This is a genomic window from Bacteroidota bacterium (assembly GCA_039714315.1).
Classification (GTDB): Bacteria; Bacteroidota; Bacteroidia; order Flavobacteriales; family JADGDT01; genus JADGDT01.
This window is the reverse complement of sequence record JBDLJM010000088.1, coordinates 1-13105: the sequence shown is the minus strand read 5'-3', so window position 1 is coordinate 13105 and position 13105 is coordinate 1. Positions and strand designations below refer to the sequence as shown.

Annotated in this window: 12 protein-coding genes and 1 tRNA gene; 3 read left to right on the top strand and 10 right to left on the bottom strand. The window is 34.7% G+C overall.

Annotation, left to right across the window (positions count from 1 at the left end; genetic code table 11):
- Nucleotides 1-167: 167 nt before the first annotated feature.
- The 4 genes from ABFR62_09450 to ABFR62_09435 form a co-directional block, all read right to left on the bottom strand.
- Complete coding sequence (locus ABFR62_09450) at nt 168-1487, bottom strand: TldD/PmbA family protein (GenBank protein ID MEN8138647.1); 1320 nt, start codon at nt 1485-1487, stop codon at nt 168-170.
- A 46-nt stretch (nt 1488-1533) separates the two neighbouring features.
- Entirely contained in the window at nt 1534-3051 is a 1518-nt protein-coding gene (locus ABFR62_09445; GenBank protein ID MEN8138646.1) for a TldD/PmbA family protein, read from the bottom strand.
- Nucleotides 3052-3318: 267 nt separating this feature from the next.
- Nucleotides 3319-3391: transfer RNA gene (locus tag ABFR62_09440), tRNA-Trp, on the bottom strand.
- 131 nt (nt 3392-3522) lie between these two features.
- Entirely contained in the window at nt 3523-4698 is a 1176-nt protein-coding gene (locus ABFR62_09435) for a M14 family zinc carboxypeptidase (protein MEN8138645.1), read from the bottom strand.
- Nucleotides 4699-5088: 390 nt separating this feature from the next.
- Here ABFR62_09435 and ABFR62_09430 point away from each other — a divergent pair, with 390 nt between their 5' ends.
- Entirely contained in the window at nt 5089-5466 is a 378-nt protein-coding gene (locus ABFR62_09430; GenBank protein MEN8138644.1) for a helix-turn-helix transcriptional regulator, read from the top strand.
- Nucleotides 5467-5475: 9 nt separating this feature from the next.
- Nucleotides 5476-7008: a M1 family metallopeptidase gene (locus tag ABFR62_09425; GenBank protein ID MEN8138643.1), complete on the top strand. Its 1533-nt coding sequence runs from the start codon at nt 5476-5478 to the stop codon at nt 7006-7008.
- 207 nt (nt 7009-7215) lie between these two features.
- Here the strand turns inward: ABFR62_09425 and ABFR62_09420 are convergent, their stop codons facing one another.
- The 6 genes from ABFR62_09420 to aroQ all read right to left on the bottom strand — a co-directional run bounded on the left by ABFR62_09420 (nt 7216) and on the right by aroQ (nt 11700).
- A complete protein-coding gene (locus tag ABFR62_09420; GenBank protein ID MEN8138642.1) occupies nt 7216-7737 on the bottom strand; it encodes a DUF4252 domain-containing protein in 522 nt (173 codons plus the stop codon).
- Between the two features lie 39 nt (nt 7738-7776).
- Nucleotides 7777-8292: a DUF4252 domain-containing protein gene (locus ABFR62_09415; protein MEN8138641.1), complete on the bottom strand. Its 516-nt coding sequence runs from the start codon at nt 8290-8292 to the stop codon at nt 7777-7779.
- A 2-nt stretch (nt 8293-8294) separates the two neighbouring features.
- Complete coding sequence (locus ABFR62_09410) at nt 8295-8768, bottom strand: hypothetical protein (GenBank protein MEN8138640.1); 474 nt, start codon at nt 8766-8768, stop codon at nt 8295-8297.
- Nucleotides 8755-9264 carry a sigma-70 family RNA polymerase sigma factor gene (locus ABFR62_09405; protein ID MEN8138639.1) on the bottom strand — a complete coding sequence of 170 codons (510 nt, stop codon included), beginning with the start codon at nt 9262-9264 and terminating at the stop codon, nt 8755-8757. The genes ABFR62_09410 and ABFR62_09405 overlap by 14 nt, the downstream gene beginning before the upstream one ends.
- A gap of 555 nt (nt 9265-9819) precedes the next feature.
- A complete protein-coding gene (locus ABFR62_09400; GenBank protein ID MEN8138638.1) occupies nt 9820-11277 on the bottom strand; it encodes a transporter substrate-binding domain-containing protein in 1458 nt (485 codons plus the stop codon).
- Nucleotides 11278-11286: 9 nt separating this feature from the next.
- Complete coding sequence (aroQ, locus tag ABFR62_09395) at nt 11287-11700, bottom strand: type II 3-dehydroquinate dehydratase (GenBank protein ID MEN8138637.1); 414 nt, start codon at nt 11698-11700, stop codon at nt 11287-11289.
- Nucleotides 11701-11889: 189 nt separating this feature from the next.
- Here aroQ and xerD point away from each other — a divergent pair, with 189 nt between their 5' ends.
- Nucleotides 11890-12789, top strand: coding sequence for a site-specific tyrosine recombinase XerD (xerD, locus tag ABFR62_09390; protein ID MEN8138636.1), 900 nt, complete (start codon nt 11890-11892; stop codon nt 12787-12789).
- The last annotated feature ends 316 nt before the right edge of the window (nt 12790-13105 follow it).

The following is a 13105-nucleotide window of genomic DNA, read 5'->3' as shown; positions in this document are numbered from 1 at the left end:
GGCTATGCAACGATTTTTGTAAATTGCTAAAACTAAAAATACTTTGATTTTAATAGTGCATTAGCTGCGCTGAACCAAAAGGTTTCTGAAATTCATTTGGTATTAGGACAAAAAAATCCCGGAAGAAAATAAATCTACCGGGAAAATGTTTTACATAATCAGTTTTTTTATAAACCGCTAAAATCAACATTATTAAACCTTAGAGAAGGCAATCTCCATGGTGATTTATCATATACGTCATTTCCTGCTTCAACCAGATTCATGTACAAATCTATAATATTGCCCGTTATATTCATCTCCGACACAGGTTTAACAATTTTTCCGTCCTCTATAAGAAATCCCTCAATCCCATACGAAAAGTCGCCGGTTGTTCCATTTGTATTTCCTCCATTGAATCCGGTAACCAGTATTCCTCTATCGAGTGCTGAAACCATTTCTTTAAGGTCTTTTGTGCCCGGCTTAAAAATTATATTTGATGTAGCCCCTGAAGTAGGACTCATATTTAATTTTTTCGCGTAATAGGTGTCAATATAATAACTTTTCAAAATGCCATTTTCTATTATAGATCTTTTTTTAAGGTTAAGACCTTCCCCGTCAAACATTTTTGAACCATAACCGGAAACAATAAATGGATCATCAACAATTGTGAGAATATCAGACCCTATCTTCTCTCCTATTTTATCTATCAGGAATGAATTCTTTTGTTGAATAGCTGAACCCGACAATGCAGAAATAAGTGGACTCAAACTTTGACCTACAACCCTGTTTTCAACTATCATCGGCATTTCATTCGACTCAATCTTACTTTGTCCAATTTTGTCAAGTCCGCGTTTCAAGGCAATTTCCCCAATTCCTTTAGTTTTCAGATCCTTGAAATATATTGAACTTTCATTCCAATACGATTCCGGGCGGGCATCTCCTCCTTTAACCGATACCATCACATTTACTCCATAATAAGTATTGGCCGTATCACCTTCAAAACCGTTACTGCACACCATTACACTGCTGCTCATACCGTCGTAATAGCTTGCTGTAACAGAAATAATCCTGTCATCTTTACCAAGAACTTCTTTTTCAGCATTAAAAGCAATGTCAATTTTTTCCTGAGGGTCTATTGCTAAGAAATCAGAATCAAAATTCTTCAAATCTTTATAATCCCCATCGAAGTATAAATCCGCTTCCGGTAGTGTGCGGTACTCATCTTCGGCAAGAAATCTTGTTCCTGTAATAGCCTCTTTGATCAATCTTTCCAATTCTACCTTGTTATTCAGCCTGTTAGTAGAATGTACAGAATATTTATTGTTTACATATAATGAAATCCTCAATGCACTCTGTGCTGATTGTTCCAGCTTATCTATTTTTTTCTCTCTTACTTCAATACTGCTGCTCTGACTTTCATAAACACCCGCTTTCGCTTCGTTTGCACCATTTTCGATGGCATATTGCACAGCCCATTTAGCTAATTTATATTTTTCCTCTTTGGTCATGATTAATGATTTTCAATTTTGCTTAATACAGTTTATCAATTGTTAATTAACTTGTTCCTCCAACTGTAAGCTTTTTAACAAGTACCGAAGGTAGCCCCAAAGAAACCGGAACTGATTGTCCGTTTTTACCACATGTCCATGTTCCTTCATCAGTTTTATAATCATTGGCAGCCATTGATATATCAGCAAGTGCCTGAGGTCCGTTTCCAATTATATTAATATCCTTAATCGGATCGGTAAGTTTGCCTTTTTCAATAAGGTAACCCGACTTTACAAAAAACGTAAAATCGCCTGCTCCAATATTTACCTGTCCGTTGCTAAAATTATCAACATATACACCATATTCAACATTTTCAAATAATTCTTCACGGGAATGAGGTCCGTTCTCCATGTAAGTAGCTCTCATCCTTGGAAGAGGAATGTGCCTGAACGACTGACGACGTCCGTTACCCGTTGGATCTACTCCGTAATGTTTGGCACTGATACGGTCGTGAATATAGCTGTTGAGGATTCCGTCTTTTACCAAATAAGTTTTCTTAACCTCATTACCTTCATCATCTATATTTATTGATCCTCGATTATATTCTAATGTTCCGTCGTCTATAATATTAATGAAGCTTTCTGCAACCTTTTTACCCATCTTATCACTGAAGATTGATGTTCCCTTCCGGTTGAAATCAGCTTCGAAAGTATGACCGATTGCCTCATGTAGCAATATACCTGAACCTCCGGCTCCAAGTACAACTGGCATTTCACCGGCTTTTGGCTTGGTAGCATCAAATAATATATTTGTTTTATCGATAGCTTCTTTTGCAAGCTCATCCATAACATCTTCATTAAGCCATTCAAAGCCTGTTCTGAATGAACGTGCAGAATAACTGTTCTCTATCTGATCGCCCTTTTGCATAGTACATACAACCCTTAAGCTAACCATCGGACGGTAATCGTAACTTAACAAACCCTCCGAATTGTAAAACAGAATATAGCCGGATTCATCAGAAAGAGAAGCTTTTACCTTTGAAACCTTCTCATCCAGACTGAATATTTTATCGTTAATTTTTTGAACAAAGGGAATCCTGTCTTCTACCGAAACACTTTCCCATTTTCTTGATATCTTATAGTAATTGGCAGGTAGTTTTTCAGTAACATCTCCCTGCTTAAAGTCCCTCGGACTGTCAGCTATATTCGCAGCCATTCTGGCAGCATTAATCATCGATACAGTATCAACTGTCTCCGAATAGGCAAAACCCGTCTGGTCGCCCTTTAGAACACGTATGCCTACTCCAAAGTCGACATTTGAATACGCTTTATTAACCTTTCCGTCTTCTAAACTTATTGAATTTGAAATCTTATGTTCAAAAAATAGATCTGCATAATGTCCTCCTTTTGACATTCCTTCGGCTATCACCTTTCTTATTACTTCGGTCGAAACCCCAAAATGATCTAAATAACTATTCATATCTCCCGAAATTTTAATATTGTCGTAGGCATGCAGAAATGAAGGTAAAACCATACTTCCCGCTGCAGCTACTGTTCCCGTTTTTATAAATTTGCGTCTATCCATACTCATAACTCTATGTAATTACGTCATCTAAATTAATATAGCATAATTACTTATAGAGTTAAGTTAATGTTAAAACTAAAAAAATTTGTTTGTAAGGGGTAAGATTACCTCGCTCCCGCTCGGTGATCTTTTGGGGAATGTTGCAATTCAAAAGCCTGATTCGCTTTGCTCATCCGTACTTTTTTATTTTCAAATGTTTCCAAAAGTAAACTTTTGACGCTCTGAAAATGAAAAAGCCCGTCACTTTCGTGACAGGCTTTTGAATTGCACGGGTGGTAAGGATCGAACTCACGACCTTTGGTTTTGGAGACCACTGCTCTACCAGCTGAGCTACACCCGTATTGCGTTTGCGGGTGCAATAGTAGTAAGTTTTATTGAATGCCGCAACATAAAAAAAGGAAAAATCTTCTAAAAAAATGCAACTTACTGTATTGTAAAAAGATAATTCCAACCATAGCACTGATCAATGCATTAATGCATCACTATTTCACCATTCACAACTTTAATTTTCTCCCCAATTTCAAAATTTGCTTCCTGTTTTAATGATGCAAAGTGCTTTACACCGTCGAAAAATAAAGCCCCTTTGGCATTTATTTCCTGTATACCAAAATATTGTGAAAGGTCTCCAATATTCTCAATATGCGACTTCTTAATCATATTTCTATAGTCTGCATCAGGTCTTTCGTTATACATAATCCCAAAATCGACTAATGAACTTGTAGAGTTACTTGAAATCCTAACATTCCTGATTATCAGATCATAAAGCCTTTTTGCATTATTGGGAATATTAGTGTAATCTTCTGTCCTGTCGGGTTTTACTCCATCCAGAATTACTTCAAAAGCTTTTAAAATAGCCATGAAATTAGCTTTTCTTGTTATTTGTCGCTCTGAATCATTTGGATATGTGCCGGATTCGATTAAAATATTTTTAAAACCTGACTTGTGAAGGTTATCTCCCGTTGCAGTCGGATAAAACTCATCGGTATAACGACCAACATGTCCCGGCATTAATTCCTGAACCGTATCATTCATTTCAGCAATTAACGACATTGTAAGAGCTCTGTCGTTATTAATTGCTCTCGACTCATCGAAAGATGCAGATAAAAATGAAACAGTAGCTGTTTTATCAGTTTCACCAACATTGAATATGTTTCTCTGGTCGTGTAGATTAAATGAATATTCTGGTTTAAGATCTTCAACAAGTTTCCATAATATCTTACTTTCAGGTGCCTCCCTTACTATAGCATCTCTGTTTAAATCGATATTTAATGCATTTACTCTGGTCCAGTTCCTTGCACCATCGGGATTTAACATGGGTATAAAAGTAAATTTGAATTCTCGTTTTAAAGCTGATACTAATTCCGTTTCTGAATATTGGTCAAATAAGTTTAATAAATCAAAAATTGCTCCGGTCGCCGTAGGTTCATTACCATGCATTTGCGACCACAATAAAATATTCCTTTTCCCTTCACCAAATTCTATGGAATATATTTCTTTTCCAAGAACACTGTATCCAAGCTTTTTAGTTTTAAACTTTGAATTTAAATTTTTAACCAGCCTTTTTATTGTTGAATGCTTTATTAACCTGTTTATTATTTCAGGTTCTTTTATTGCATTATATATATTTAGTACATCAATCTTTTCCATACACTTAATTATCATTTCTCAAAAATAACTTATGTGTTTACAAAATGCAACAATTAACTTGTTTACAAATGTAAACTATGCTTTGTTGAGATTTGTAAACTCAGAAATACAATTCTTTTTTACTTTTGTAAACACGAAGAAAGCTGATATAATGATATAGACATCTAATAACAGGGGGTGATTAAGTCTTCGTCATTATTAATAAGTATTTTATATAATATATTGATAATCAATTGACTTATATAGCTTACTTAAATCTTTACTTTAAGCTAAAATGTAGGTATTTTACAAATGATTTGCTTCTTTCTGTAAACTTGTTTACATTTGTAACATAACTTTGTGGTATAGGTTATACTTTCACAAGATTACAAATGTAAACACATAATTTCTATGGATACTTCAGGATTTATTGAAAGGTTTAAACGGTTATTGGACGACAATAACTTATCTGCATCTGCTCTGGCCGATGAAATAGATGTTCAGCGTTCTTCAATTTCTCATATACTCTCCGGGCGTAATAAACCCAGCCTGGATTTTATATTAAAAGTATTAAAGAGATTTCCTGATATAAATATTTACTGGCTCCTTAACGGAACCGAGAGGAAGAATCAAAACCAAATAAAAAGTGATAATTCGGCTGTAGTTGTAGAAAATGAAACAGAATCAGATGTCCTGCACTCTGCATTGGCTGATTCATCTTCGAAAAAAATAAAACATATTGTAATATTCTACGAAGATGCTACCTTTGAAAGGTATACACCTAGCTAAATCTCATAAATGAAAAACACTTTTCTATTAATAATCCTTTATATTTTATTTTCCGGCATTGCTGGTGCTCAGATTACAACTCAGGATATTGAGCATTACACATTTAACATTAAGCTGAATGATGATAACGATTCAATTTATGTTATATCTGAGATAAAAGGAAAAACACTTAACAAAGAAGCAGTTCTTAACCTGGATAAGGGAATGATGATAGAAAAAGTCATTGCCGAAGATAAAACCATACCCTACCGCAGAGTCCGGGATTCACTATTTGTAAGTCTTAACAATAAAAACTTCGCATTTAACATTTACTATAAAGGAATACCAAAAGACGGTCTGATTATAGGGGAAAATAAGTTCGGCAACCGGACTTTCTTTGGCGATAACTGGCCCGACAGGGCTAAAAACTGGTTGTCGGTTTACGATCATCCTTCAGACAAGGCCTGTGTTGAATATTTTGTAGAAGTTCCTTCCAAGTACTCTGTTGTAGCTAATGGAACTCAGCTAACTAATAATATTAAAGACAGTACAACTGTATTTCATTACAAAACGTCATATGAACTTTCAACGAAATTAATGGTTATCGGAGTTGCCGAATTTGCAACACAAACCGTTCAGGAGAGCCCCTTTGTAATAAAGTCATATGTTTATCCCGATAATAAGTCAAAAGCTTTCTACGACTATTCTATAGCACCGGAAATAACTTCTTTTTTCGAAGAATTAATAGGGAAATACCCATTTGATAAATTATACAACGTACAATCAACCACACGCTATGGTGGAATGGAAAATGCCGGATGTGTTTTTTACGACGAAAACAGCATTGACGGAAACAGAACAAACGAATACTTGTTAGCCCACGAAATAGCCCACCAGTGGTTTGGAAATTCAGTTTCGGAGAAAGACTGGCCCCACCTCTGGTTGAGTGAAGGTTTTGCAACCTATCTCGAAAACGTATATATGGAATATAAATACGGTAAAGAGAAGATGGCAGCATTAATGGTGTCAGAACGCAGGAGAGTTTTAAACTATAAAAACAAATTCCCATATCGTGTATTAGTACCTGCAAAAGTTGATGATCCTAATATAATGCTAAACCCTTACTCCTATCAAAAAGGTGCCTGGCTGCTTCACATGTTGCGATCGGAGGTTGGCGATGATACTTTTTTTGAAATATTAGGGGCATTTTATCAAAAATTCAAATATTCGAACGCTAATACGGACGACTTTATAAAAGTAGCCGAATCAGTGTCGAAAAAGGACCTTAAGCGATTTTTCAACCCCTGGTTGTATTCATATGAATTGCCTGAATATGAAGGTGAATGGGAATACTCCAACGGAAAAGTTATCGGAAAAATAAAACAGATTCAAAAGGAAGCAGTGTTTACCAATACTATGGTAGTATTGCTGAAGTACGATAATGGAAAATCAACCACCGAGAGGATAGAAATCAACTCAAAAACGGTTGATTTTGAAATTATAAGTGATAAAAAGCCTGTTGATGTGTTTTTCGACCCTAATAATTTGATTTTGAAGGAATAGGTTTTATTAGCCAATGTATTTGACATCAATTTTAAACGTCATTCCGAGAGGTAAGTTTTTTTTTGTGAAACACCTCAATGAGATAATGATAAAAAAAAATAACCGCAATGTTTCGCAAAGTTTGGCACAAAAAAACGCAGAGTATTTTTTTTATTAAAAACTCTGCGTTACCCTGCGCTTTCCTTTATGATCTTTGCGGTAAAAAAATTAAAGATCTAAATTTTTCAAATCCTCCAGATTACTCTTGTCAAAATCGATAGCTGATGCAAGTTTAGCCAATTGCTTCACTGTCATCTTATCTCCTGTTAACCTAAGTAATATAAAGCCTTCTTCTCCTTCACCGAAACCTATAACTTCTTTAATTTGGTTATCATCACCTGTATAGCTCAATACTCCGGAATGACCTTTGTAATTCATCGACATAAGTTCCTTAAAATCACCTGCCGATAAAATCCTTTCTATTGTAGCAACTTCTTTTTCCTGATTAACAGTGGTATTTTCATCCTTTTTATAAATAAGAACATTTAATCTTCTGAAACTCTTTAAGGCTTCCATATTTTCTTCATTATCCTGTCCTTCTTTTAATTGCAACATGCTCGAAGGTACATTTACCGACATAAATCCTTCTTCGGCCGATTTTGTCACAAAGTATTTCTGAAGACTCATTTCCTTACTGCACGAGAATAGTGTAGCTGCTATAATTACCAGTATGCTTATATATTTTTTCATCTCAACGTTATTAAAGTTATACTTTAAGTATATTCTCTGTTACTTTTCATCATCAATACTCTCAAGATTTTCCACACCTGAAATGTTCATTTTTTTCGACAACTTGGATATCTTTTTCAAATCAATGTTTCCAACAATACTCATAAATACAACTTCATCACCTTCGTTAACTAACATTATAAGCTCAGAAACTTTTTTTCCTTCCTCCCTAATTTTAAAAACTACGTCTTTTCCGTTTTCTTCAACCGTCATCAGTTCTTTAAAATCATTCTTATCCATATGCTTTTTAACCGACTTAATTATATCCTGAGCCATTACAGCATCTTCAGTCGTCAAAATCTTCATTCCTTCTAAAGTTTGTACAAGATCTAAAAATTCCTGACTGTCCGGATCATCTGTTTCAACATCAGAGAAAAGAGAAAACATATATTTTGATACAGAAACAGTAGTTATGTCTTCTTTTCCTTTGTATTTGTTGAAAATTTCAACTGAGTTTTGTGCCAAGCCAAGCAGTGGCATACTCATAATTGCTACTATATATACTATATTTCTCATTTTTAATAATTTTTATCTATGATTAGTTTCTGCGTCTTGTTCATTTCCTTTAAAGCATCTGCATGCTCTAACCCAATATTAAAATTGCTTGCAAGTAATTCCATTGCTTTTTGTGTTTCAGCATAGGCTATTTTAAGCTCCCTTTGTTCCTTTAAATGCTCCTGGTATTTCATATTAGAAAACCATCCTGCTGAAATCAATAGAGCTGCCGCTGCTGCATAATTAATAAATCTAAAAATTTTAGACCTTTTCTTCGGTTGATTTTCTATATTAAGATCTTCAAACTCAATGTCGTTAGTAAGTTTACTTTCTTCATTATAGTATGTAAACTGTGCCTTTTCGTACATTAAGTGTGTAGGTACATCTTCGTTAGTGAAAAAATCCCGTAGAGTTTCTTCCTCTTTCATAGATGTTTGCCCCTCGTAGTATTTTTCTACAAGCTCCTCTATATATTTTATTTTATTATCTAATGCCATAGTTACTCGTTTTGATTAATTCTTCGCGAACCTTTTTACGTGCTCTCGATAAATTTACCCGAATAGTTGAATTACTCACCCCTAATACTTCTTCCATCTCTTCTAAAGTATAGTGTTCTATATCTCTTAACTGAATCGCCATTCTCTGTTGCTCTGGTAGAGTTTCAATAGTTTTTTTTACAAGATCAATAGTATTATTTAGCTCTGTAACCTGCTCCGGATTCTTTGTGCCCGAATCATAGTTACTGTGAACAAGCGATAGGTTACTCGAATGTTTATTTTTCAGCTTATCCAGACAGTAATTTTTTGTAACTGTCATTGCAAAAGCTTCTAAACTCTTGTATTTACCTAAATCTGTACGTCGATTCCATAATTTCAAAAGAACTTCTTGGGTTGCGTCTTCAGCCTCTTCGGAAGAAATTAATATTCTTTTAGCAAAACGGAACAGCTTATCTTTAAAAGGCATTACCCTCTCAATAAAATTACTTTGTTCCATGATTTCAAGTTAAATCTTTCTTTTAGAAGTTGACTTCAATAAAATGACGAATCAATTTAAGAATTGTTACATCGAATTAAGTATATATTTTAAAATTTATATGATATGGTGAACTTTCACCTTAGATCTCACTGTATGTCAGTCGATTAAAATTACAGATATCTGAATAAAAATATATATTATGCGCCTATTCCGGCTATTCGCTTATAGTTTTGCCTGCTGAAACAGCTCACAATAGCTCTGCGGGGTCCACGCTTTTGGCGTGGCCGCCACAAAACTTTGTTCACTTGTCTCAGCAAACAAAAGCTATCGCTGCTATCCGGGGCGTTCTATATTTCGGAGATCTGCAAACAGATATGAAATCCCATGAACAAAGTTTATCCTAAATACAGAAGAAAATCTTCCAAAAAAAAACGGTTGTCAGGCAGTGTGATAATATGTCAATTAGTGACTTTTTATTTGTACGACAACTAATACTAGTAAAGGTACATTAAAAAAAATACTACCAAAAACAGGGGATACCAGTAGGCACTTAAAGTGATGCTTTAAGTGTAGTTATTCTTCTACAAACTCTTTATAGTTATTATATCTGTCGAAAATTTCTTCAACATAATTATAGGTTTCCCTTCCGCGAACGTAACCATATTTAACTTCGGGTAAATTATAATATTCAGAGTTTGATAACATCAGTATATATTTACTTATACCTTCATCCCATCTTGTCGAGTCGGTTTTCTCCCGTTTAGCCAGCTTCTGTGCATCTCTTACATGAGCATATCCGCAATTATACGATGCCAGAGTAAATTTCATCCTTTGTATGGAATCCGGTATATCTTCCCATTTTCCATAAATTTGCTTCAAATACTTGGTTCCCGCCTTAACATTTTCTTCAGGGGTATTATTAGTCATGCCTAAACTTTGTGCTGTTTTTGGCATAAGCTGCATCAGTCCTTCTGCTCCGGTCCATGATTTTTTATCATGGTCAAATTTAGATTCCTGAAATATTTGGGAACTTAACATTCTCCAGTCCCATCCTAGTTTTTCACTGTACTCCTTAACCAAATCGTCGTACTTACTTATTTTACCGGTTTTTAAACTAAAATACTCACTTCTGATTCGCTTTTTATATTGCTTTGAATTTTTGTAGTATTTATTAAAAACAATATTAAAATATCCACTTTTTTTAATTTCTTTTAACCAGAAATTCACTTCTTCTCTCAGATTGGGTGAATCTTTTCTAACCGACCATGAAATTCGTTGAGACAGACTTAACTTAGTGAAAACATCTATATTGCTAAAATTTGATTTATTAATATCGGCAATATTATTATCGGCAATAGTATATTTTACATCTCCCTTGGCTACCATTTCAATTATCGCCTCAGTTGAATACTTACCGTGAATAGTATCTATATATATAGTACCTCCGGTTTCTTTCATTATATTATTAATTCTCTCCAGATATGAAGAATTTTTTCTAATGGAAACTGTGTCATTCAGGAGTTCTATAACATTTCTTACAAGCACATCATCTATTTCATCCAGTGTCATTTTTCGCCAGTTCTCAGGCTTTCTTTGTACCAGTACCTGATGTGTTAAACGGTGATAATCTGTAAAACTAACTTCTTTTTTTCTGTCTTCAGTAACTGTTAAACCATGTGCAATAATGTCGCCCTCTCCCCTTTTTAACATTGGGATTACCTCATCCAGATTATTTACTCTTATAATTTGAAGATCAACACCCAGATATTCAGAAAAATTATTTAGCAATTCATACTCGAAACCCATACTGAACCCCTTATACAGGAAATAATTTGAAGGAGAGTACACTGTTAAGGCTCTTAATACACCTTTTTCCTTTATCTGATCTAAGTCGATGTTTTTAACGTAATTCTCTTCAGTCGGCTCAACAGCTTTTCCTTTAGCTGAAGTCGATTCTGAGGCTTTCTGTTCACCGGAATTACATGAAACCAGAATTATTAATGTGATAAAAAAATGGAAAATTTTTCTCATATATATCAATTAAATGAAACTTTGAATTGCCAGGTCGTACGATTTCAACCCAAATCCTGCAATTGTGCCTTTACACCATGGAGCTATATAGGAAGTATGTCTGAAATCTTCACGCGAATGAACGTTAGAAATATGTACTTCTATAACTGGTGTAGTAACTCCCTTAATGGCATCGCCCAAGGCAACAGATGTATGAGTATAAGCTCCTGCATTGAAAATTATACCGTCATAGTTAAAGCCAACTTCATGAATTTTATCAATCAACTCACCTTCTATGTTCGATTGGTAATACTCTAGCGTTACAGTCTTAAAGTTTTGCTTTAAGTAATTGAAGTAGTCCTCAAAACTTTTACTGCCATATATTTCCGGTTCTCTTTTCCCTAATAAATTTAAATTGGGACCGTTAAGAATGAGTAATTTCATATTTAAATTGTTTTTTTTTGAAACTTTGCGACCTCTACGGTTAAAAGCTCTAAGTGTACTTTATTTCGTACAACAAGTATATTGAATTTAACCTCAACTTTATAATCTATACTGAATAATTTATTTTAAGAAAGAATTCATTTAGCATAAAACAATATATTTACCACAAATATAATACCATTTGCATAAATGACCTGGACAAGTGCTATAAAAGAATACCTCGTTTATCTAAGGCTTGAAAAAGGCTTAGCCGATAATACAATCATCTCGTATGAACAGGACATTATCAAATTGAAAAAATTCTGTTTATCGATCGATAAAAACTCCCCTTTATCCATCGACAAAAAAACAATCTCTGAATTCGTCTATCAAATAGCAAAAATAGGCTATAATGCCAAATCACAAGCGCGTTTACTCTCAGGAATACGCAGTTTTTACAACTATTTCTTATTGGAGGATTATATAAAACAGAACCCGGCCGATTTAATAGAAGCTCCAAAAATTCAAAGAAACTTACCTGAGGTACTTTCACTAGACGAAATAGACAGTATTATCGCGGAAATTGACCGAAGTACAATTGAAGGGGAAAGAAACAGGGTAATTATCGAAACTCTTTACGGCTGTGGTTTACGTGTAAGTGAACTTATATCGCTTCAGATTTCGGATTTATTCATTGATGAAGGTGTATTAAGGGTAATTGGAAAAGGCAATAAACAACGCTATGTTCCTTTGGCTGAAAGCACTTTAGATGTATTGAACTACTACCTGGAAGAGATTAGAGGCAATTTCCCTTTTATAAAAGGCGAAGAAGACACACTATTTATAAACCGCCGCGGAAGACGCATAACAAGGGTAATGATTTTTACAATTATCAAACAATTAACAGAGAAAGCTTCAATAAAGAAAAAAATAAGCCCGCATACCTTTCGTCACTCCTACGCTACTCACCTGCTCGAAGGCGGAGCCGATTTACTCGATATCCAGCAACTGCTGGGCCATGCAAGTATAGCTACAACCGAAATATACCTGCATATCGACCAGAGTGCCCTTAGGGAAACTATTGAGGAGTTTCATCCGAGAAATAAGTAATAATAGACTTTGGACTTTAGCTCGCTGGCTCTTTCACTTTCAGCAGTTGCTCAGTGATAAAATTCAGCGGTTCATCTGCTAAGCCAAGACACAGTGCTCGGTGAATCTCCTTACGTCGATTTGGACTTTAGACTTTAGACTTTAGACTTCGTAAAACCACCGTTAATTTCACCTCACAAACAGGTAAAACCTTTGCTTTCGGTCATGGTTTTTTGTGCCTTTACGGATTGCAAACTACTATCTTTGAAGTGATTACATGTTTAATTTAAATTCAAAGCTATGGAAAAATTATTGATCCCAATTATGGCGGTGTTGT